The organism is Rhizobium herbae, from assembly GCF_017873135.1.
Classification (GTDB): domain Bacteria; phylum Pseudomonadota; class Alphaproteobacteria; order Rhizobiales; family Rhizobiaceae; genus Pararhizobium; species Pararhizobium herbae.
This window is the reverse complement of the sequence record NZ_JAGGJV010000012.1, coordinates 70,291-92,501: the sequence shown is the minus strand read 5'-3', so window position 1 is coordinate 92,501 and position 22,211 is coordinate 70,291. Positions and strand designations below refer to the sequence as shown.

At 60.1% G+C, this 22,211-nt stretch carries 22 protein-coding genes; 6 read left to right on the top strand and 16 right to left on the bottom strand.

The genetic code is table 11. The features are described 5' to 3' along the window. Positions 1–59: 59 nt before the first annotated feature. From cheD to J2Z75_RS26405, 16 genes are all read right to left on the bottom strand, one after another. Entirely contained in the window at positions 60–614 is a 555-nt protein-coding gene (gene cheD, locus J2Z75_RS26480; RefSeq protein WP_209856593.1) for a chemoreceptor glutamine deamidase CheD, read from the bottom strand. Continuing rightward, positions 611–1,000: a response regulator gene (locus J2Z75_RS26475; protein WP_037156526.1), complete on the bottom strand. Its 390-nt coding sequence runs from the start codon at positions 998–1,000 to the stop codon at positions 611–613. Before J2Z75_RS26475 ends, cheD begins: the two co-directional genes overlap by 4 nt. Further along, positions 1,001–2,056 (bottom strand): protein-glutamate O-methylesterase CheB, encoded by a 1,056-nt coding sequence (cheB, locus tag J2Z75_RS26470; protein ID WP_209856591.1) that lies wholly within the window; start codon positions 2,054–2,056, stop codon positions 1,001–1,003. Further along, complete coding sequence (gene cheR / locus J2Z75_RS26465) at positions 2,053–2,961, bottom strand: protein-glutamate O-methyltransferase CheR (protein WP_209856589.1); 909 nt, start codon at positions 2,959–2,961, stop codon at positions 2,053–2,055. Before cheR ends, cheB begins: the two co-directional genes overlap by 4 nt. Continuing rightward, positions 2,958–3,425 carry a chemotaxis protein CheW gene (locus J2Z75_RS26460; protein WP_209856587.1) on the bottom strand — a complete coding sequence of 156 codons (468 nt, stop codon included), beginning with the start codon at positions 3,423–3,425 and terminating at the stop codon, positions 2,958–2,960. Before J2Z75_RS26460 ends, cheR begins: the two co-directional genes overlap by 4 nt. A gap of 4 nt (positions 3,426–3,429) precedes the next feature. Then, entirely contained in the window at positions 3,430–5,727 is a 2,298-nt protein-coding gene (locus J2Z75_RS26455) for a chemotaxis protein CheA (RefSeq protein ID WP_209856585.1), read from the bottom strand. A 15-nt stretch (positions 5,728–5,742) separates the two neighbouring features. After that, on the bottom strand, positions 5,743–6,108 hold the full coding sequence (gene cheY1 / locus J2Z75_RS26450; protein ID WP_068951143.1) for a chemotaxis response regulator CheY1: 366 nt from the start codon (positions 6,106–6,108) through the stop codon (positions 5,743–5,745). 3 nt (positions 6,109–6,111) lie between these two features. Beyond that, complete coding sequence (locus J2Z75_RS26445) at positions 6,112–6,405, bottom strand: STAS domain-containing protein (RefSeq protein ID WP_209856584.1); 294 nt, start codon at positions 6,403–6,405, stop codon at positions 6,112–6,114. Between the two features lie 133 nt (positions 6,406–6,538). Beyond that, entirely contained in the window at positions 6,539–8,170 is a 1,632-nt protein-coding gene (locus tag J2Z75_RS26440; protein WP_209856582.1) for a globin-coupled sensor protein, read from the bottom strand. 785 nt (positions 8,171–8,955) lie between these two features. Then, positions 8,956–10,323 carry an FGGY-family carbohydrate kinase gene (locus J2Z75_RS26435; protein ID WP_209856580.1) on the bottom strand — a complete coding sequence of 456 codons (1,368 nt, stop codon included), beginning with the start codon at positions 10,321–10,323 and terminating at the stop codon, positions 8,956–8,958. Positions 10,324–10,327: 4 nt separating this feature from the next. Beyond that, positions 10,328–10,642, bottom strand: coding sequence for an L-rhamnose mutarotase (gene rhaM / locus J2Z75_RS26430; protein ID WP_209856578.1), 315 nt, complete (start codon positions 10,640–10,642; stop codon positions 10,328–10,330). An 11-nt stretch (positions 10,643–10,653) separates the two neighbouring features. Next, positions 10,654–11,658, bottom strand: a complete 1,005-nt coding sequence (locus J2Z75_RS26425) for an ABC transporter permease (RefSeq protein ID WP_209856576.1) — start codon at positions 11,656–11,658, stop codon at positions 10,654–10,656. Next, the gene (locus J2Z75_RS26420) at positions 11,658–12,638 is read right to left on the bottom strand and encodes an ABC transporter permease (RefSeq protein WP_209856574.1); all 981 of its coding nucleotides are present in this window, start codon (positions 12,636–12,638) and stop codon (positions 11,658–11,660) included. Before J2Z75_RS26420 ends, J2Z75_RS26425 begins: the two co-directional genes overlap by 1 nt. Then, entirely contained in the window at positions 12,635–14,131 is a 1,497-nt protein-coding gene (locus tag J2Z75_RS26415) for a sugar ABC transporter ATP-binding protein (protein WP_209856572.1), read from the bottom strand. The genes J2Z75_RS26420 and J2Z75_RS26415 overlap by 4 nt, the downstream gene beginning before the upstream one ends. Positions 14,132–14,353: 222 nt before the next feature. Further along, the gene (gene rhaS, locus J2Z75_RS26410; protein WP_209856570.1) at positions 14,354–15,343 is read right to left on the bottom strand and encodes a rhamnose ABC transporter substrate-binding protein; all 990 of its coding nucleotides are present in this window, start codon (positions 15,341–15,343) and stop codon (positions 14,354–14,356) included. A 120-nt stretch (positions 15,344–15,463) separates the two neighbouring features. After that, complete coding sequence (locus tag J2Z75_RS26405) at positions 15,464–16,276, bottom strand: DeoR/GlpR family DNA-binding transcription regulator (RefSeq protein WP_209856567.1); 813 nt, start codon at positions 16,274–16,276, stop codon at positions 15,464–15,466. Between the two features lie 202 nt (positions 16,277–16,478). Here J2Z75_RS26405 and J2Z75_RS26400 point away from each other — a divergent pair, with 202 nt between their 5' ends. From J2Z75_RS26400 to J2Z75_RS26375, 6 genes are all read left to right on the top strand, one after another. After that, positions 16,479–18,578 carry a bifunctional rhamnulose-1-phosphate aldolase/short-chain dehydrogenase gene (locus J2Z75_RS26400; RefSeq protein WP_209856565.1) on the top strand — a complete coding sequence of 700 codons (2,100 nt, stop codon included), beginning with the start codon at positions 16,479–16,481 and terminating at the stop codon, positions 18,576–18,578. Between the two features lie 13 nt (positions 18,579–18,591). Further along, a complete protein-coding gene (gene rhaI, locus J2Z75_RS26395; RefSeq protein ID WP_209856563.1) occupies positions 18,592–19,884 on the top strand; it encodes an L-rhamnose catabolism isomerase in 1,293 nt (430 codons plus the stop codon). Between the two features lie 212 nt (positions 19,885–20,096). Continuing rightward, a complete protein-coding gene (locus tag J2Z75_RS26390; RefSeq protein WP_209856561.1) occupies positions 20,097–20,351 on the top strand; it encodes a GlsB/YeaQ/YmgE family stress response membrane protein in 255 nt (84 codons plus the stop codon). Between the two features lie 70 nt (positions 20,352–20,421). Then, the gene (locus J2Z75_RS26385) at positions 20,422–20,610 is read left to right on the top strand and encodes a hypothetical protein (protein ID WP_209856560.1); all 189 of its coding nucleotides are present in this window, start codon (positions 20,422–20,424) and stop codon (positions 20,608–20,610) included. 70 nt (positions 20,611–20,680) lie between these two features. Then, positions 20,681–21,142, top strand: coding sequence for a YbaK/EbsC family protein (locus J2Z75_RS26380; RefSeq protein WP_209856558.1), 462 nt, complete (start codon positions 20,681–20,683; stop codon positions 21,140–21,142). Positions 21,143–21,264: 122 nt separating this feature from the next. Further along, the gene (locus tag J2Z75_RS26375; protein ID WP_209856556.1) at positions 21,265–21,654 is read left to right on the top strand and encodes a DUF930 domain-containing protein; all 390 of its coding nucleotides are present in this window, start codon (positions 21,265–21,267) and stop codon (positions 21,652–21,654) included. Positions 21,655–22,211: the final 557 nt, after the last annotated feature.

Genomic DNA, 22,211 nt, shown 5'->3' with positions numbered 1-22,211 from the left:
AACACTCATACAATCTGCCAAAGCCGCACCCCGAGCGAAACCGGAATGCAGCCCAGGCCCTAGAAGAACTCGATCGCGTTATCGACCGGCTTCGGCGCAGGCCTCGGGCGCTGCTCCTGGGCCACGGTCTTCTGCGTTTCCACGCCCGTCAGGGCATATTGCCGGGCGCGGCCGCTGAGCGGCCAGTATTCGAGCTTACGGCCGTGATCGCCGCCAGTGCTCTCGCCCACGACCTGAATACCTTCGTCCATCAGGAACTGCCGGGCAAACAGCGCGTTCTGCTCACCGACATTGGAGAACCGCGCAATCGTCTTTGCCCCGCCAAAAATCTTTGCCTCCAGCCGTTCGCGGCGGGCACCTTTCTTCAGGAGCCCGTTGATCAGCAACTCCATCAGATGCACGCCGTAGCGTGTGGCATCGCCGCCTGAAGAAATCGCGTCCGCCGACCCCGGCAGAAGGAAGTGGTTCATGCCACCGACACCTGCGACCGGATCACGCATGCACGCAGCCACGCAGGAGCCAAGAATGGTCGAAAGCACGACGTCCGGATCATTGACCACCTTCCACTCACCCTGAATGACATGCACACGTTTGATCGCAGCCTCAGTGGTCATTTCAACGCCCCGAACACAGCCTCGATTGCTGCCTTCATCTTTTCGATGGTGAAGGGTTTAGCCAGCACGTTGTTGGCGCCAAGAGCCGCTGCCTTGGTGACCAGCGCGCGGTCGCCCTGCGCCGTCAGCATGATGAAGGCCGCCTTCTTCGTCGCCGGATTGTTCCGGACCGCGGCCAGAAGGCCGAGACCGTCCATCTTCGGCATGTTGAAATCGGAAATCACCAGATGATGCGGCTGCTGGGCCATGATCTTGGCACCCTGCTCGCCATCGCCGGCGACCGTGATTTGCTTGAAACCGAGTTGCTGCAGGGCGTCGCCCAGCAACAGGCGGCTGGTGACCTGATCGTCGACGATCAGAACTTTGATTTTTTCCGCTAGGGACATTTATTCGTTTCCTTCTCTTCGGGCGGCGGTGCTTTTCAAGACTTCTTCCCCGATTGAGCCGAGGGGGAGTTGGGTTTCGACGGCGCCTAGTTCATAGGCAACCCTCGGCATTCCATACACGACACAGGTTTTTTCATTCTGACCGAATGTGCGGGCACCTGCGTGTCGCATTTTTAAAAGACCGGATGCGCCGTCGCGACCCATTCCGGTCAGGATCACACCGACTGCATTGCGGCCTGCGAGTTCCGCGACGGAATCAAACAGCACATCGACGGAAGGTCGATGACCGTTGACCGGTTCGCGATCCAGCAGACGGCAGCTGGGTGAGGAGGGATTGACGACCTGAAGGTGACGTTCGCCGCCCGGTGCCAAATAAATCTTGCCGATCTCCAGCCGTGCCCCATCCGTAGCTTCCGCCACAGTGGGAGCGCAGAGACGGTTCAGACGCTCGGCAAAACTCTTGGTGAAGGTGTGCGGCATATGCTGCGTGATTACCGTCGGCGGGCAGTTGGCCGGAAATTTCTGCAACACCGCGATCAGGGCTTCGACACCGCCCGTGGAGGAGCCGATCGCTATGATCTTGCGGCCGGCTCTATAGTCTGAAGCCCCGTTGGCATTGGCAGCGCTCGGGGCGGCAATCTTGTTACCGGAGATGATATGCTTGCGCTGCGATCGTGCTGCGGCCTTCACCTTTTCGGCGAGATCGCTGAACGGACGCGGATCTCCGGGCAGAGGCTTGCCGACGCAATCGAACGCACCGATTTCGAGCGCCGCGATGGAGGCTTCGGCCCCCTTGTGCGTCAGCGTCGAGACCATGATCACCGGCATGGGGCGCAGGCGCATGATCTTTTCCAGGAATTCCAGCCCGTTCATGTTGGGCATTTCAATGTCGAGCGTAATGACGTCGGGATCAAGATCCTTGATCGCCTGACGTGCCTGCATGGCGTCAGCGGCCTGGCCGATGACCTGGACATCCGGATCGCTGCTCAGGATAGCGGTAATCAATCCACGCATGGTGGCGCTATCATCGACGACAAGAACGCGTGCAGCACTCATGAGCGTCCTCCATGACCCTTGCCGTTGTAGCAGTAGGTGGTGATGCCGATATTGTCGAAGACCGACTTCGCATCGCCGGAAACACGCTCGGAATGGCCGATGTAAAGATGTCCCTTCGGGTTGAGCATGCCGGCAAACCGCGACCAGATTTTCATCTGGGTCGGTTCGTCGAAATAGATGACGACGTTGCGGCAGAAAATGACGTCGAACTGGCCCTTGAACGGCCACTGCGCCATCAGGTTCAGCTCGTTGAAGGTGATCAGCTTCTTGACCCGGTCATCAACCTGCCACTTCTGGCGGCCGTTGACGTTGGTTTCCGAAAACCACTGCTTGCGCATCGCCGGGCTGACGGTCTCAAGGGCAGTCGCGTCATAGGCGCCGGCCCGGGCAAGTGCCAGGATCTTGGGGTCGATGTCGGTGGCAAGAATGCGGAAATCGTAATCGGCGGCATTCGGCAGCATCGACAGAACCGTCAGCGCGATCGAATAGGGCTCCTGCCCGTCCGAACAAGCCGCCGACCAGATGCGCACGCGGCCACCATTCTTGGCACGGGCAATAAGCTCGGGCAGAACGTCGGATTTCAGATGCTCGAAGTGGTGGTTCTCGCGGAAGAAACGGGTGAAGTTCGTCGTCAGGTGCGAAAGCATGTCGCGGCGCTCGGCAGCACCCGCCGGCGATGAAACCAGCTGGCAATATTCGCGGAAGCCCTTCAGGCCGATATTACGGATATGCTTGGAAAGCCTGGAATAGACGAGCGAAGCCTTCGATTCGTTAAGATAGATGCCGGCATCGGCATAGATCATGGCAGCGATCTCGGCGAGGTCACGGCGCGTCAGCGGATATTCCCCGCTCGCCAGGCACTCGTCCGGGGATAGCTTGCTGTCAAAGGCGGCTGGCATGCTCATGCAGCTTCACTTTCGGTATGAGGAAACACGGCTTCCAGTTCGATCAGGCAGATCATTCTGCCTTCGATCGCCAGGATGCCGCGGGCAAATGTCCGCTCGAACTCGGACGTCATATCCGGCGTCGGCTGGATATCGTCGTCGTTGATCGTCAAAATGTCGGAGACCGCCTCGACGAGGAGACCAACGACCCTGTTCTTGACCTGCGTCACGATGATGACATGGCGCACGGTCGGTTCGGCCGGCTTCATGCCGAGGCGGGCCGACAGATCGATGATCGGCAGGACCGCACCGCGCAGGTTGATCACACCAAGCACATATTGTGGCGCATGCGGCATCGGCGTCGCAGGTGTCCAGCCGCGGATTTCCCGCACCGACATGACATTGACGCAGAATTCCTGATCGCCGATGCGGAACGCGATGAGTTCGCGCCCTCCGTTCGTCAGATTTTTTGCCAGATACGTCATGGTCTTACCCTACGGCGGCCAGCGATGATTCGAGTTGCAAGGACTGGCCGCGCGATGCCGAGACGACGGCATCTACGTCCAGGATGAGAGCGACACGGCCATCACCGAGAATGGTGGCGGCGGCAATGCCGGGCACGTGCGTGTAGTTGGCTTCCAGGCTCTTGATGACGACCTGGCGCTGGCCCTGGATGGCATCGACCATCAGGGCGCGCTGGCCGCCGCCTTCCGATTCCACCAGAAGGGCGACGCCTTCCACCGGATTTGCCTGGGTGGCGCGGAAATTCAGGATGCGACCGACATCGACCAGTGGGCAGAAGGAATTGCGGATCGAGATCAACCGCTGTGTCGCGCCGAAGGAATGGATCGCCGCGGCATCCGGCTGCAGCGTTTCGACAATCGCCGTCAAAGGTACGACCAGCGTCTGGCCGGCAACGGTGACGACCATGCCGTCGAGAACGGCCAGCGTCAGCGGCAGGCTCATGGTGAAGACAGAGCCATGGCCCGGCTTCGACGAGATGTTGATACGGCCGCCAAGTGCCTGGATCGAGCGCTTGACCACGTCCATGCCGACGCCGCGGCCGGAAAGGTCGGAGACCTTGTCGGCGGTGGAGAAGCCGGCGTGGAAGATCAGGTTGTCGATTTCCTCGTCGGACAGGTTGGCGTCGGCCGCGATCAGGTCGTTGTCGATGGCCTTCTGGCGCACCTTCTCGCGGTTGATACCGGCGCCGTCGTCGGACAGTTCGATGACGATGCGCCCCGAGCGGTGCTTGGCGGTCAGCTTCACCGTGCCTTCGGCGCTCTTGCCGGCGGCAAGACGCTTTTCCGGCATTTCAAGGCCGTGGTCGACCGCATTGCGGATCATGTGCGTCAGCGGTTCGGCCAGCTTGTCGATAACAGTCTTGTCGACTTCGGTGTTTTCTCCCTCGGTGACGAGGCGAACCGACTTGCCGGTAATATCGGCGATTTCGCGGACCGTGCGGGCCATGCGCTGGAACACCGGCTTGACCGGCTGCGCGCGGATGGCCATGACCGAATCCTGGATCTCGCGGGTCAGCTGCTGAAGCTCTTCCAGGCCCATATTGATCGAGGAAACGCCGTTCGAGTCGTTCTCGATGACGCTCTGCGACAGCATTGCCTGGTTGATGACAAGCTCGCCGACAAGGTTGATCAGCCGATCGACACGATCGAGATCGACGCGGATCGTCGGGGCAGCGGCGGACGAGGCCTGCTGGGCATTGTTCTGGGCGGCGGCGGCGGCCACGCTTTTTTCGCTGGCTGCGGCACGCGATGCGTTGCCGGCCATCTGCACGACGTTGCTCGCCGTTTCGGCGGCTGCTTCTTGGGCGGCGGCAATCTGCTCTTCCTCTTCGACGACACCGAGAGGCACATCCAGGTCGCCATCGAGCGCCGAGAGATCGAAGGGAACCGGCTGCATCGGCAAGTCGTCGGTGGCAGCGTCCGAAGCTTCGCCCGTTTCCACGGCCGTCACGTCCAGTTCGCAATCCCACTCGGCGAATTCGAACACCGAACGAATGGCATCCTCGCCCTTGTCGGTCTTGATCGACACCTTCCAGGAGAAATAGGCGGTTTCCGGGTCCATCTGGTCGAGCGGCGGCAGGCTGTCCATGTTGCAATGGATGCTCATTTCACCCAGTCGCGAGAGGTCGCGCAGAAGCAGCGTTGCTTCATTGCCCTTGGTGTAGAGTTCCGACTTCGGCTTGAAGACGATGTCGTAGGCCGGAAGATCGCCCACTGCGTCGTCTTCGTCTCCACCGAAATCATCGAAGGAGAAGGCGACAGGGGCAAAGCCGTGTTCGTTGACGACCGGTTCGACCGGCGCCGCCTTGGCAACGGCAGCCGGTTTTGCCACGGCGGCCTTGGGTGCAACCGGCTCCGACGCCGAGGCCGCAGGCGGCGCTTCGCCCTTGGCGAGCGCCTCGAGCTCCCGGATCAACTGTGCTGAACGGGCCTGATCGACACTGCCGCCGTCGCGCGCGACGTTGGTCAAGTCGGCCAGAACGTCCGCCGATTTCAGCATGACTTTCAGGACTTCCTGTGTCGGCTCCAGCTTGTTGGAACGAACGCAATCAAGAGTGGTCTCAAACACGTGCGCGAAAGAGACCAGATCATCCAGTCCGAAAGCTCCGGCACCGCCCTTGATGGAGTGCACCGCGCGGAAAACCGCGTTCACCGTTTCCGGATCACGGTCGCCGTCATTGAGCCGCAGGAGACCGGATTCCAGCTCAGCGAGTTGCTCCTCGCATTCCTGGAAGAAAATCTCTTTGATTTCGTTCATATCCATGGGGGCAATCCTGGCTTAGGCGGTTACGCGCTCGATGGCATCGATCAGTTTTGTCGGATCGAACGGCTTGACGATCCAGCCGGTCGCGCCTGCCTGGCGAGCGCGGTTCTTCTTTTCCGCGTCGCTTTCCGTCGTCAGCACGAGGATCGGGATCGCCCGGAACTTCTCGTTCTTGCGCACGCCTTCGATGAAACCGAAACCGTCGAGGCGGGGCATGTTGATGTCGGTGACGATGACGTCCGGATTGGCATCCTCGAGAATTTCGAGACCCTCGATGCCGTCTTCCGCCTGGATCGTTTCGAAACCGGCATTGTTCAGCGTGACGAGAAGCATGTTCCGGATGGTTCTGGAATCATCGACTGTGAGAACTTTCTTTTTCATTTCTCAGATCTCCTTTGCCATCAGGTGATCGATATTGACCCCGATGAGCTGTGTCGTTTTCGTAAATGCGTCCGACACCTTGGCGAAGGTGAAAGACTGTTTATCCTCTTCCCAGCTTTTTGCTCCGGCCATCAGGACCTGAACGCACAACGCCCCGACACGCTCCACCGCGGAGGCGTCGATAACAAGCGCGTTGCCGCGCAAACCCATCAGCTGGCCGTGCAGCGCGTTGGCCTCGTTCAGATCGAGGACCGGCGCGAGATTCAAACTTTTCCGAGCGGCTTTCTTGGCTGCCATCTCTACTTTCCTTGTCTGACTGGGAGTAATTTACACGGATGGTTCAACTGGTTTTCGGCGCGCGCCTTTGAGCGGACACGCTGAAGCTCGAAGATCGCGGACGGTGGCTGATTGTGCTTGTGGCGGCTCTGCATCAGCGTCCCCATCCGGCAAGGCGGCCCTGCAGGCCGTAGCCGTCGTCGAACCCGTCATTGGGCTCGTCGGCTGTTTCATCCCGCCGTCCGGCCGCAACCGCGACAGTCGCGGAATATGACTGTGCCGCGGCCGCCTTCGGTGCATGCCGCTGGACGTGGAACTGGCGGATTGTCTGGCCGAGTTCGAGGATGACGGTGTGCAGGTCGTCGCAGGTCTCCTTCGCGCCGGCGGCCTGAGTGGAAACCGCGCCAATTTCGGAGCCGATGCGGCCGAGGTCGGATGTCGCCGATTGCAGGCTTGTAACCTGCTCCGCGGTTTCCTCGGCTATTCCGGCGATGGCATCGTTGATGCCCCGGACCTGCTCGACAATGCTGCTGATCGCGGCCTGGGTCCGGCCGACGCGCTCGACGCCCGCTTCGACCTGGGATTTCGTGTTCGAGACCAGCTGCTTAATTTCACGGGCCGCGTCGCCGGAGCGCTGCGCCAAGGCGCGGACTTCCTGGGCCACGACGGCAAACCCTCGTCCGCTTTCTCCGGCCCGCGCTGCTTCGATGCCGGCATTGAGCGCCAGCAGATTGGTCTGGAAGGCGATCTCGTCGATGACGCCGATGATCTGGCCGATCTTTTCAGCCGACGTTTCGATGTCGGCCATGGCGGAAATCGCCTGGCCGGCGATCTCGCCGCTGTGTTCGGCGGACTGGCGGGTGACGGCAACGCTTTTTTCGGCGGCGCGCGTCTGGACCGCATTGTGCTTGACGCGGTCGACGATGGCGCCGAGTGACTTCACGGTTTCGCTAAGCGCTTCCGACTGTTCCTGCGCACGGGCGGCGGATTGCCCGGTTTGGCCCGCAAGTTCGCGCGACGACGTTTCGATCGCATCGGCACGATCGGAGAGACCAATGAACTGGCGCTGCATTGCGTCGAGCGCGCCATTCAATTCCTGTGCCAGGGGCTGGTAGGCGGCGGACACGTCGTTTGGCGTTCGAACGGAGAGATCACCGCGGCCGAGCGCCTGGGTGACATCGCCAAACAGAGCCAGCGCTTCAGCTTCACCCGCCTTGCGCTGCTCGGCGAGCTGACGCTGATGGCTGTGGCGCTGCTCGTTGAAGCGCAGGGAGACGGAAATTTCGGTATCGACGAAAACGGTGCGCACCAGAGCAGTGACGAGGTCAGCCAGTTCCTGCTTGCGCGACTTGCCAAGCGACAGCACCGATTTGGGCCAGAACTCCTCGACCATCGAACAGATCAGGCGCTCCAGCACGACGGCATGGCCGGCGATCTGCCAGCGCGGATCAAGGCCCATCTTGCTCTCGGCATCCGACAGCACCTTGACGCGCTCGGCATAGAGGCTGTCGAAGCGGGCGTCGGTGAGTACGCTCCAGTGTGAGGATTGAAGGTCGTGTAGGCGCTCGATCTGGCGATCGCTGGTGAAATGACGCGCGGCTTCCGGAAAGGTCTGGAGGCGCTGGAAGAGGTCGCGCAACGCAAGTTCCACCTGAGCGCCCAGGGATTGGCGGTTCTTGCGCAGAACATCGGTCTGGTCTTCGTCGAGCCCTGCAAAACGCAAGCGCTCGAGCAGGCTGCCTGCCTGAGCCTTCCTGGTCTGATCTGGCGACGTTTCCTGCCTCAACGCTGTTCCCCGGTCCGGTGCGCAATTCTCGAAAACCGTACGGTTTCCAGAGGTATTCCTTAGAAATTCAATCTATTGCTCTCACGCCACATGCCTTGAAGGGCGCGCAGCTCATAAGCTCAACGGACGTTCCAAAGGGGTTATCCCCAAGCATGCCGTTCTGCAGATACACGTGGCGAAGGCGCAACGCGGCCCGGCCACGGCATTCGGCCGCTTCGTTCCCAATAGGTTATCCGGTGAAAGTGCATACCGGATCAGAACCGGTTCGTCGGTACGGCATCATGCCTTGCCTGGAAGTAGATTTTCCCACTCCGACGTGTACGACCATGTTTATGGTTAATTCCTTGCTTGAAGGTTAACGGTTGATGGTCCGTATCTGCTTTCGCTAAAATTAGACCCGTATTGCCGCAACCGGGCGCAACCGCATGCAAGCCGGGGGTTTGCGCCCGCCGAAGAAACAACAGGTTCTCAATGGTAAAACTTGGGAGTTGATCTAAAGAGGGTGGTTTATTAACTACTGCCTATTCTGACCGGCGCAAGCCATGCGCAAGCATAGCCGGTCAAGCTGAAGCGGCATCATGATGATGACGTAGAAGGGACGAGCAATGATTGTTCTGGGACTGAGCGCTACGCTTATCGCCACCCTCACACTGGCAGCGATCTCCATGCTGCTGAATATCGAGGACGATCGCAAGTCTTTGAACTCGCGCGTGTTTTAAAATTACGGCAAGTTCTTCCAGAGCTGCATAGCTTTCAAACCTGACATTGCTGCCGCAGGCGCAGTATCATTCTCGAACTGCTTCAGAGCGCCACTTTTCGGCATACCCCGCGTAATCCGCAGGCATTTCCCCGATAAACTCCAAAGTATGAACCTGAGCCCGGCTGCCGTCGGCAAGACATGCGGCCCCGAGGCTGGTGCCGGTAGCGCTCTGGCTGCCGATCAGCACGGGCCGTCCCGTTGCCGCGCTCAGCATCCGCAGATAGGTCGCATTCGCCGCGAACGGCCCCTCGACAACGATTTCCCCTTGCGCGCCGATCAGATCGAGGCAGGTCGCGCTCATCAGTGCAAGATAGAAGGATACGACAACGAAGCGCTCGGGGCCGGTCAACGAAGCCTCGTCGCAGGTCCATTGCGCCTTCATGTGCGGGAAAGGCCCCGACCCTTCGGGGACCGATGGCAGAAGCATCCATTGGGCGGCTGCAATCCTGGCCTCGATTTCCCCGGAAACCATCACGGCCTGATCCTTCATCAGGGTGGAGAACGCCCGTCCGCCCATGAAGCGCGCCGACGGCACCGGATCGCCCAGCGCATTGACGTTGATGAGCGTGTCGCGTGTTTCATCCAGCGCAACCTTTTTCGCGCCCATTGCCATGATCACCACCCAGGTTCCGGTGGAGACCACGGAGAAAGGTGCTTGCCGTATCAGGACATGGGGGAGCAGGGAAGAATTGGAATCGTGGATACCACAGAAAACCGGCAGACCTTCCGGCAGACCGCTGTCTTTCGCTGCTTGCGCCGTCAACCCGCCCAGGAGGTCGCTTGCCCGGCGAACCGGCGGAAAAAGCGGCCGCCAGCCACGCGCATCGACCATCGTGGAAAAATCCGCCAAATAGGGATTCCAGAGATCGGTGTGGCAGCCGAGCGAGGTCAGTTCCGTGGAGAGAATGCCGGTCAGCCGATAGGACCAGTATTGCGCATAGGTCAGGATGCTTGCGACCTTGGCGAACGCGTCCGGGAAGGTCCGCTCCTGCCAGTAGATCTGCGCGCCGATATTCAGCCCCCCCGGCAGCCGCGCAGCGCCGGTTTCCGAAAAAAGCGGCCTTACCCTGTCATAATCCGCCGCCAGCGTATCCGGGCCGTTGAACTCATAATCGAGCAGCGGCAGGGCGAGGTCGCCGTTCTTATCCAGCAGCACCGCCGTTGCGCCGTGGGTGGTGACGGAGATCGCATCGATCGGCGTCTCCGCGTTGAGCGCCTTGAGGCTTTCGACGATGAACCGCCACAAACGCTCGACGTCGAAATGCGGGTAGAGCCCGTCATTCGACACGCCATTGGCGGTCTTGCGCACCGCCGTTTCCTCGAAGCGATCGAGATCAACAAGGGCGACCTTGGCATTCGTCTTGCCGATATCGATGACGGCGATGGTTTTCATGGGATCACTTCATATGGAAGACGGTGGTAAGCGGCACGGCGACCGGCTCGTTATCGGCCTTCGTCTCCATGATATCAGCCATATAGGCCCACCATTTCCGCATCACGGGATGATTGGGAAGATCATCCATGGTGTGATCGTCACGCCGCCAGAGAACGCCGAACAGCAGGCCGGTCTCTTCGTCCAGATGGATCGAATAGTCGGATACGCCGGCAGACGTCAAAAGCTCGGACAGTTCAGGCCAGATGGCATCGTGCCGGACCTTGTATTCCTCAGCCATGCCGGGGTTCAGGCGCATCCTAAAGGCATATTTCTGCATATGGCGGCCCTTCAGTGCGCAACACGGCGGCGTGCGCGAGCCCACAGGATCGGCAATGCGATGACGGAAATCAACAGCACGCCTATGAAGATCGACATGACGATTCCGGGAACATTGAGAAGGCCGAAGCCGAAAGTGACCATGCCCATTATGAAGGCCGCCAGCACGACGCCCGGAATGGTGCCGGAGCCGCCGAGAATACTGACGCCGCCAAGTACCACCATCGTCACCACTTCCAGCTCGACACCGAGAGCGATCGACGGACGGGTGGAGCCGAGACGCGAGGTAAGGCAGATCGAGGCGATGCCGGCCATCAGGCCCGTCAGCAGGAAGAGGATGAACTTGACGCGGCCGACGCGCACGCCGGAAAACAGCGCGGCCGTCTGGTTGTTGCCGATGGCATAGACCGCACGGCCGAAATTGGTCTTGTGCAGCAGCACGCTGTAGATCACCGCGAAAACTGCGAAGAGGGCGAATTCGAACGAGAAAACCCACCAGACATAGCCTTGGCCGAAATAAGCGAAGCTGGCCGGATAGCCGGTATAGGCCTGGTCACCGAGGATAATAAAGGACAGGCCGCGGAACAGGCTCATCGTGCCGATGGTGACGACGATCGACGGTAGGCCGAGACCGGTGATCAACAGGCCGTTGACCGCGCCGCAGAGGAGCCCGGTGCCGAGGCCGACGACGACCAGCATCGGCGTATCGGCGCCCATAGTGACGGCAAGGCCCATGGCTGTCGAGGACAAGGCGATGATTGAGGCGACGGAGAGGTCGATCTCGCCGGCAATGATGACCAGCGCCATGGCAAAGGCGATCATTGCCTTCTCGGTGAAATTAAAGGTCGCGTCGGACAGGTTCCACGGATCGAGAAAATAGGGCGAGGCAAACGAGTTGATCGCAAAGATCAGCACGGCTACGACAAGCAGCAGGCTCTCCCAGCTTTTCAGGGCGCGGCTGCCCCTGCTCTGGAGCCGATCTGGAATGACCCTGGGTGAAAGATTCAGCTCAGCCATCAGACCGCCTCCGCTTTCTTGAGAATGACACGGCCCTTGCGCTTTTCGGTGCGGGCGTTGACGGCAACGGCGATGATGATCACCGTTCCGGAAATTGCCAGCTGCGCGAACGGTGAGATATTGATGACCGGCAGCGCATTCTTGATGACGCCGAGGAACAGGCTGCCGAGGACCGCGCCACCGACGGAGCCGATGCCGCCTGCAATCGAAATGCCGCCGATGACGCAGGCCGCGATGATATCGAGTTCGAAGCCGGCGGCGATATCGACATAGGCAACCGCATAGCGCGACACCCAGAGATAGCCGGCGAGACCAGCGAGACCGCCGGAGAGGCAATAGGCGAGGAAGCGCGTGCGGCCGACATCGATGCCGGTATAGACGGCGGCATGCGGATTGCCGCCGACCGCAAAGAAGGCGCGGCCGACAGGGGTGCGCGTCATCAGGATATAGACCGCGGCGATGGCGACGATGGACAGCCAGGACAGGACAGGAAAACCGATCAGCGGCGCGCGCGGCAGCGCCTTGAAAGCGTCGCTCATCTGGTGCGCGTTGATCCAGGCGCCATTTGTCAGCAGGAAGATCATGCCGCGAAAGATGGTCAGCGTGCCGAGTGTCACGACGATCGGCGGGATATCGAGCTTCCAGACAAGCAGGCCGTTGATCGAGCCGAGTGCGGCGCCAAGAGCAACGACGGCGAGGATGACCAACGGGATCGGCACGCCCGGAAAGGCGGCATTGATCATCGCCGCGACCATGCCACAGAGCGCCAGGTTGGCCGCCATCGACAGATCGATACAGCGCGTCAGGATCACGGCCATCTGGCCGAGCGCCAGGATGATCAGGATGGACGTGTCATTATAGACGCGCGCCAGATTGGCCGGCGCAACGAAACCGGGAAAACGTAGCGCGATCGCAAAGACCAGCGCGATGATCGCCAGGACCAGCAGAATTTCGCGGTTCTTGAGCAGTTTTGCCATCACGCGGCCTCCGCGATGCCGGCAGCGGCCCGCACGAGTTTTTCCGCCGTCAGTTCGGACCGTTCGAAACGTCCGGCGATGCGGCCTTCGCGCATGACGATGACGCGGTCGGCCATGCCCATGATTTCAGGGATTTCCGAGGAGACCATGATGACGCTCAATCCCTGCCCTGCCAGTTCGCTCATGAAGGCGTGCACGGCAGCCTTGGAGCCGATGTCGATGCCCTTGGTCGGCTCATCGAGAATGATGACCTTCGGCTGCGTCGCCAGCCACTTGGCGATGACAACCTTCTGCTGGTTGCCGCCCGACAGCGTGCCGACGTCCTGATCGAGCGAAGCGGCGCGCAGGTCGAGGCGCTGCGTATATTCGCGCGCCAGGGCAAATTCATTGGCAAGCTTCAGGAACCCGGCCCGCGAGGTTTTCTGCAGCGACGGCAGCGTGACGTTCTGGAAGATCGGCAGGCCGATGATCGCACCCTGCCGGCCGCGCTCTTCCGGCACATAGACGATGCCGGCTTGGATAGCCTCGGCGGGGGAACGGATGACGAGGACGTCGCCATTCAGCTTGATCGCACCGGCAGACGGCCGGGTGATCCCGATCAGCGACTGCATGAATTCGGAACGCCCGGCACCGATCAGGCCGTAGAAGCCGAGGATTTCGCCGCGGCGCAGCTCGAAATTAATATCCTCGAATTCGGTCGGATGCCGATAGCCTGAGACGGTGAGGACCGGTTCGCCGATCGCCACGTCAACCTTCGGAAAGACCTGGCCGACATCGCGGCCGACCATCATCTTGACCAGCTGATCCTGCGTGACGTCGGAAATCAACCCCTCGCCGACCATGCCTCCGTCGCGGAAGACGGTGTAGCGATCGGCGATACGAAAAATCTCGTCGAACTTGTGGCTGATGAACAGTATCGCCTTGCCGTCGGCCTTCAGCCGGTCGATCAGTTCGTAAAGCTCGTGGATTTCCTTGTGCGACAAAGCGGCCGTTGGCTCGTCCATGATAACAACGCTGGCGTCGATCGACAAAGCCCGGGCGATTGCCACCATATGCTTATTGGCAATGCCGAGATCGCGCAGCCGGATGGTCGGATCGATTTCAGCGCCGACCCGGCGCAGCAGATCGCGGGCATTGCCATTGAGTTTCTTCCAGTCGATCAGACCGAAACGATTGCGCGGCGCATGGCCGAGGAAGATGTTTTCGGCCACGGACAGTTCGTCGAACAGCACTGTTTCCTGATGGATCGCCGTGACGCCGGCATGCGCTGCGGAGAGTGCGGTCGGAAAGTGGGTTTCCTCGCCATCGACACGGATCGTGCCGCCATCGGGCTGGTAGATGCCGGTCAGGATCTTGACGAGGGTGGACTTGCCCGCGCCGTTCTCACCGATCAGCGCCGTGACGGAGCCTGGATACAAGGCGAGAGAGACATCGGACAGCGCCTTCACGCCGGGAAAGGACTTGGAGATGCCTTCAAGGGCAACAGCGGGTTTCATCCGCGATGTGGTCGTTTCCTGCAGCAAGAGGCAATCCACCGGTTGGTTTAAAGGAATATCGGGAGGTTTAGGCACCTCCCTCTTCTCCCCAGCGGGGAGAAGGTGGCCCAAAGGGTCGGATGAGGGGGCTTGCGGCATCGTCAGCTTATGCCGCACCACCCCCTCATCGCCTCGTTTCACTCGGCACTTCTCCCCGCCGGGGGAGAAGTGGATCTTCAAAAATCAGAAGATCTTGGCGAATTCCTCGACGTTCTTGGCGTCATAGACGAACGGGTCGGCCATGGCGCCTTCGTTGTTGTCGTCGAGCTTGACGGTACCCATGCGGCCCATCTTCAGTTCGGCGCCGGGCTTGGCTTCCGCGCCGCCGATCAGGTCATAGGCGATCATGGTGGCGGAATAGCCGAGATCGATCGGGTTCCAGATTGCGAAGGACTTGGACGAACCGGCCTTGACGTGCCCAGCCATTTCCGACGGCAGGCCGAGCCCCGTGACGTTGATCTGACCGACCTTGCCGGCGTCTTCGACGGCCTGTGCGGCGGCAACGATGCCGACGGAGGTCGGAGCGATGATCGCCTTCAGGTTCGGGTAGGACTGGATGAGGCCCTGCGTTTCGCGGTAGGACTTGTCGGCGAGGTCGTCGCCGTAAACGGTGGCAACGACGTTGATGCCCTTGTAGTTGCCCTGGACCTTCTTCATTTCCTCGATCCAGACGTTCTGGTTGGTCGAGGTGGCCGTTGCCGAAAGAACGGCGACGTCGCCGCCATCAGGCAGCTGGTCGGCGGCCAGCTTGATGATCATGTTACCGATCAGCGGGCTGGACGACGGGTTCAGATGCATCAGACGGCCTTCCTTGGCCACACCGGAGTCCCACGAAATAACCTTGATGCCGCGTTCCATGGCCTTCTTCAGAGCCGGAACCAGCGCGTCCGTATCGTTGGCGGAAACGGCGATCGCGTCGACCTTCTGGGCGATCAGCGAGTTGATGACTTCGATCTGGCCTTCAGCCGTTGTCGTCGTCGGGCCGGTATAGATCACTTCGACGTCGCCGAGTTCCTTGGCGGCTTCCTGCGCACCCTTGTTAGCGGCTTCAAAGAAGCCGATGCCGAGCGCCTTGACGACGAGGGCGATCTTCTTGTTTTCCGCATGCGCGGCGTTTGCCATCAGCGCCAGCGACACCGCCGTCGTGACCATCAATGCCTTCAAAATTTTCATGACGTTCTCCTCCCTGAAGCCGCGCGATCACAATGAACGCGTTCATTCGGCTTTATGCTTTCAAGTTCTGCCGGACGACATTCGCCTTCGGCGGTTCCCACTCCCCGCTCCTCACCGGTTTCAGGCCGACGATGAAGCATTCTCTTCGACAATGCTCGACCTCGTATTGGCGATAACCAAACCGACGCCTGCATCTTCGAGCATCTGGACGTGCCTGTCCTCGACGCCCGAATCCGTGATCACCGTGGTGATGCGCTTCAGCCCACACAGGATGAGGCTGGAACGCTTGTGAAATTTCGACGAGTCGATCAGCACGACGAGTTCGTCGGCCTGGTCGATCAGCTTCTGTTCGGCCTGGATGAGCAGAGGGTCAGCCTCCATCAAACCCAGCGGCCCAAGCCCCTGCGCCCCCATGAACATGCGGCGCGCATAGAAATTGCGCGTCACGTCATTGTCGAAGGGGCTGAGGATGATGTTCTGCTCGCGATAGATCGTGCCGCCGGACAGCATCACCGTGTTCTTCGAATGCTTGAGCAGATGCTCGGCTATCGGAAAGGAATTGGTGAAAACCTGCATGCGGCGATTGGCGAGGAAATGCACCATCTGGAAGGTCGTGGTGCCGCCATTGATGATGATCGGCTCGCCGTCCTGACAGAGCGCGACGGCTTCCTTGGCGATCGCCTGCTTCTGGCGGGCATGCAGGCCCTCGTTCACGCTGAACGGGCGGCCGGCCAAGCCAACGAACTGCGGCGGGTTGATCGCTTCCGCGCCGCCACGCACCCGGCGAAGCCGCTTCTGCACATGCAGCGCCGCGATATCCCTGCGGATCGTCGCTTCGGAACTGTCCGTGAGATCGACCAGTTCAGGCACGGTAATGACCGGCTTGTCCTGGACGGCTGACAGAATAATCCTGTGTCGCTCTTTCTCGTGCATTTCGCTCCTCCAACACTGCCTATGCTTCCATCACGACCGCGCATTGTCAATCATATTCAGTCATATTTTTTCATTGTGCAGTGCAATATGATCGTTTTTGATCGTTTCTGATTGACATCGGCGCGGATTTTATGTGATCTGACGGCAACGAATGCGCTCATGGCTTCAGGCCCGGCGCAGAATTGACCGGGAGGAAATGCAGATGCTCGACAAGCAACAAGGCACGCGCCTTGCCAATCTCTGGGATGACGCCAAGGCAGCGGCGATGAGCGAATCGGAGCGGCTGCTGTATCGCTCCAATCTGCTCGGCTCCGACAAGCGCATCACCAATTACGGCGGCGGCAACACCTCCGCCAAGGTCATGGAAAAGGATCCGCTCGGCGGTGGGACCGTCGAAGTGCTCTGGGTCAAGGGCTCCGGCGGCGATGTCGGCACCATCAAGATGGACGGCTTTTCGACGCTCTACATGGAGAAGCTGGAAGCCCTGAAAGGTCTCTACCGCGGCCTTGAGCATGAAGACGAGATGGTCGGCTACCTGCCGCATTGCACCTTCAACCTCAATCCACGCGCCGCTTCGATCGACACCCCGCTGCATGCCTACGTGCCGAAGAAGCATGTCGACCACATGCACCCGGATGCCATCATCGCCATCGCGGCTTCGAAGAACAGCCGTGAGCTGACACAACAGATATTCGGCGATGATATCGGCTGGCTGCCCTGGAAGCGACCGGGCTTCGAACTCGGCCTGTGGCTCGGAAAATTCTGCCAGGAAAACCCGAACGCACGCGGGCTGATCCTGGAAAGCCACGGGCTCTTCACCTGGGGCGACACGGCCAAGGAAGCCTACGAAACGACGATCGAAATCATCAACAAGGCGATTGCCTGGTTTGAAACAACGAACACGGCGCCTGCCTTTGGCGGCGCCGTCAAGCCGGTCTTGCCAGCCGCCGAACGCCGGGCTGTCGCGCAAAAGCTAATGCCGGTCATTCGCGGCATGATCAGCGCCGACGAGCGCAAGCTTGGCCATTTCGACGACAGCCAGGCCGTGCTCGATTTCGTCACCTCGAAGAACCTCGCGCCACTGGCAGCACTCGGCACCTCCTGCCCCGACCATTTCCTGCGCACGAAGATCTGCCCGCTGGTGATCGATTTTGATCCGGCCAACCCCGACATCGACAGAACGCTCGCCGGCCTTGAAGCGGCCATCGCCGAATACCGTGCCGGGTACGCCGCCTATTACGAGCGCTGCAAGCGCGGCAACAGCCCGGCGATGCGCGATCCGAACGCGGTCGTCTACCTTATTCCCGGCGTCGGCATGATCACCTTTGCCAAGGACAAGGCGACAGCCCGTATTTCCGGCGAATTCTACGTCAACGCCATCAATGTCATGCGCGGCGCTTCCGGCGTCTCGACCTATGTCGGCCTGCCGGAACAGGAAGCCTTCGACATCGAATACTGGCTGCTGGAAGAAGCGAAACTCCAGCGCATGCCGAAGCCGAAGATGCTGGCCGGCAAGATCGCCCTGGTCACCGGCGGCGCCGGCGGCATCGGCAAGGCAACGGCCAACCGGCTAATGGCCGAAGGCGCCTGCGTCGTGCTTGCCGATATCGACGAGGAGGCACTGGCATCAGCCTTGAGCGAACTCGGCGGCCGCTACGGCAAGGATTTCGTCCGCGCCGTCACTATGAACGTCACCGACGAAACTGCCGTGCAGACGAGCTTCGCCGATACGCTGCTCGAATTCGGTGGTCTCGATATTCTCGTTTCCAATGCCGGCCTTGCCTCCTCCGCGCCGATCGAAGACACGACGCTGGCGCTGTGGAACAAGAACATGGACATCCTCGCGACAGGCTATTTCCTCGTCTCGCGCGAAGCATTCCGCATCTTCCGCAATCAGAAGGCCGGCGGCAACGTCGTCTTCGTCGCCTCCAAGAACGGCCTTGCCGCATCCCCCGGCGCATCCGCCTATTGCACCGCCAAGGCTGCCGAAATCCATCTCGCCCGTTGCCTGGCGCTGGAAGGCGCATCCGCCCAGATCCGCGTCAATGTCGTCAACCCGGATGCCGTCTTGCGCGGCTCGAAAATCTGGAGCGGTGAGTGGAAGGAACAGCGCGCCGCCGTCTACAAGACGGACATGGAAGGGCTGGAAGCGATGTATCGCGAACGCTCGATGCTGAAGCTCAGCGTCTTCCCGGAAGACATTGCCGAGGCGATCTACTTCCTCGCCTCCGACATGTCGGCCAAGTCGACCGGCAACATCATCAATGTCGACGCGGGCAATGCCCAGTCGTTCACGCGCTGAGCCGGAGAGCGACATGACATTGATGATCAAAAAAGACGTCATCGACGCCGACAATGCCGCGCGCATTGCCGACCTGAAGGCTGACTACGACCACCTTGGCCAGCAACTGGCACGCCGGGGCATCGATATCGATACGATCAAAGAGAAAGTATCTGCTTACGGAGTTGCCGTCCCCTCCTGGGGCGTCGGCACCGGCGGCACGCGTTTCGCCCGCTTCCCCGGTACCGGCGAGCCGCGCAACATCTTCGACAAGATCGAGGATTGCTCGGTCATCCAGCAGCTGACCAAGGCGACGCCGACAGTGTCGCTGCATATTCCCTGGGACAAGGTCGACGATCTGAAGGGACTGAAGGAAAAAGGAAATGCGCTGGGCCTCGGCTTCGACGCGATGAACTCCAACACCTTCTCGGACGCACCGGACCAGGCCCATTCCTACAAGTTCGGCTCGCTGTCACACGCCGACGCCGCAACACGCCAGCAGGCCGTCGATCACAATCTCGAATGCATCGAGATCGGCAAAGCGCTCGGCTCCAACGCCCTGACCGTCTGGATCGGTGATGGTTCGAACTTCCCTGGCCAGGTGAATTTCACCAAGAGCTTCGAGCGCTACCTCGATGCGATGAAGGCTGTTTACAAGGGCCTGCCGGACGACTGGAAGATCTTCTCAGAGCACAAGATGTTCGAGCCGGCCTTCTACTCCACCGTGGTGCAGGACTGGGGAACCAATTACCTGATCGCCCAGGAACTCGGCCCCAAGGCCCATTGCCTGGTCGATCTCGGCCATCACGCGCCGAACGTCAATATCGAGATGATCGTTGCCCGGCTGATCCAGTTCAAGAAACTCGGCGGTTTCCATTTCAACGATTCGAAATATGGCGACGACGATCTGGATACGGGCTCGATCGATCCCTACCGGCTGTTCCTCGTCTTCAACGAACTGGTCGATGCGGAGACACGCAAGGCCGAGGGCTTTGCGCCGATGCACATGCTCGACCAGAGCCATAACGTCACCGACCCGATCGAAAGCCTGATGAACTCGGCGACCGAAGTCAGCCGCGCCTATGCGCAGGCGCTGATCGTCGATCGCAAGGCGCTCGAAGCCTATCAGGACGGTAACGACGCGCTGATGGCGACGGAAACGCTGAAAGCCGCGTTCCGCACCCATGTCGAGCCCATTCTCGCCATGTCCCGTTACGAGGCCGGGGGCGCGATTTCGCCGGTCGCGGCCTATCGGGCAAGCGGTTACCGGGCCAAGGTCTCGAGCGAACGCCCGGCATCGAAGAGCGGCGGTGGCGGCATCGTCTAAGGGCAGTCGATTTCTTCAGAAAGGCCCGAACCCTCGGGCCTTTTTCTGTTTTCGGGCCACCATTTCAGCCCTTTTGCGAAAAAAATGCCACCTCAGCGGCATTTCCAGGTTTCGAGCGGCAAAAAAGTCGCCCAGGAATGCATTTCCCCTCTAACGCAATCCTCTTTTCGCTCTATCTTGCTTCTTGCGGATACAACGGAAAGGAACCATCCATGGGTATCGAAAGCATTGTTGTTTTTCTGATTGTCGGCGCCATCGCCGGCTGGCTTGCAGGCCTGATTGTCTCTGGGTTCGGCTTCGGCCTGATCGGTAATATTGTCATCGGCATCGTCGGCGCCTTCATTGCCGGCGCGCTGTTTCCCTATCTCGGCGTCAGCATCGGCAGCGGTATCCTGGCCGCCATCATCCATTCGACGATCGGCGCCGTCATCCTTCTAGTGCTGATCCGCATCGTCAAACAGGCCTGACGCATCCGACGGGTATCGGTTTGCTACAGGGTGAACCGATACCCCAACTTTATCTGCTTCGGGAGATACCATGTCCGACCTCTACGATCCCCGGATCGAACAAGCGCTGCAATCCTTCATTTCCGATCATCCGGGAATGCACACGCGCAACCAGGCAATCGCCGCCATCCTGATCAACTGGTTCACCAGCCACGGTTACCTGCCGCACGACCAGGAAGGCACACGCCCGGAAAATCTTGACGCGTCGAACGACGACTGAAAAGATCGCCGGATTGCCTGACGTCAGGCCGCACAGGCGTGACGCCGATCAGAAAAGTCATGGGCACCCGATGAGCCTTTCCTCCGTCAAGATTTTCTTTGCCGAAAACGCGCCCGATATCGCCGTGATCGAACTCGAGCAGAGCACCGCGACCGTGGCGCTTGCAGCGGAGGGACACGGCGTCGAGCCGGCGCAGATCGCCAAGACGCTTGCCTTGCGCGTCGCCGACGAGGTCATTCTGATCGTCACGCGCGGTGATGCCCGCCTCGACAACAAGAAGTACAAAGCCCTGTTTTCAACAAAGGCCCGCATGCTCGGCTTCCATGAGGTCGAGGAAGAAACGGGCCACCCCGTCGGCGGCGTCTGCCCGTTCGGGCTTGCAAGGCCGCACAAGGTCTATTGCGACATTTCGCTCAAAGCCTTCGAAGAGGTCGTGCCGGCGGCAGGTGCCCCGCACGCGGCGGTGCGGATCAACCCCGAGAGGATGGCTCTGCTCGCCTCTGCGGAATGGATCGACGTCTCGGACATTTAGACAAATTTGCCTTTGAATGAACACAAAGGTTTCCTTGAAGTTAAGGCCGGAGTGGCGCTGCTTTGGTCCAAAGCAGCTGTTGCCGTTTGAGTTTTCGGACATACGAAGGAGTTGACGACGCGATGGTCAGGCTTGTTTGCCCGCTCTTGCTGGTCGCTGTCATTGGCGCGCCCGCAGCAGCCATGGATCAGTCACTGGTCAAGCAATTCGAGAAGCTCGACCCGCAAACCCGCCTCGAACAGCGATGCGACACCGAAGCGATGTGGAAAATCAATGCCGACAAGACGTCGTTCAAACCGGATAAAGTGATTGCCTACACCTTTGCGGACCCGATCGTCGAGGACGGCAACATGAAGGCGCCGGGTGCGGTCTTTCGCAGCAAGGGTGAATGGTACAAGCTGAAATACAATTGCAGTACCGGACCTGACCATATCGAAATGCTGTCGTTCAACTACAAGATCGGCGACCTGATCCCGCATGACGAGTGGAACGCACACTATCTCTATCCGTGAGCACAATTGGCTCCGGCTTGCGGTTATACGACGATGAAAAGGACCATGACGGCGCCGAGTGACAGCGCAGCCATGATGTTCAAGAGCGTCTTCATGATATGATCGGCCATGTCGAGCATCCTTTGCTCCGCAGGAATGCGTGAGACCGTATGGCTCCCGGCCTGCGGTGATCTTCGCCCGCCCGCGGCAAGACAACATTGCCGATTGCGCCAATTCGCCCGTCGTACGACGGCTCAAAAGGGGGTTTGATCCATCGGAAAAGCGACTCTGCTCTAATTTGCGCCTGGAAGGTTAAAATAACGTCACATTCGCCTTGGGTACAGAAGGCAATTGTTAACCATAAATTCTTCTACGCGCCTGCGCGAAAACTCTTTGACGGATGCATGAAACGCCAGACGGTCGACGTATGGATGAATATTTCGAGACGGAACACAGCGCAGCGAACGCCCGGACGGCATTCATCCCGAATGCAGGCTCCGCGTGCAAAAACACTCCGCTTCTGAAGATGGTTTGGTGGTGACCGCAGTCACCTGCTCGCTCGGATATGCGCGGAAGTA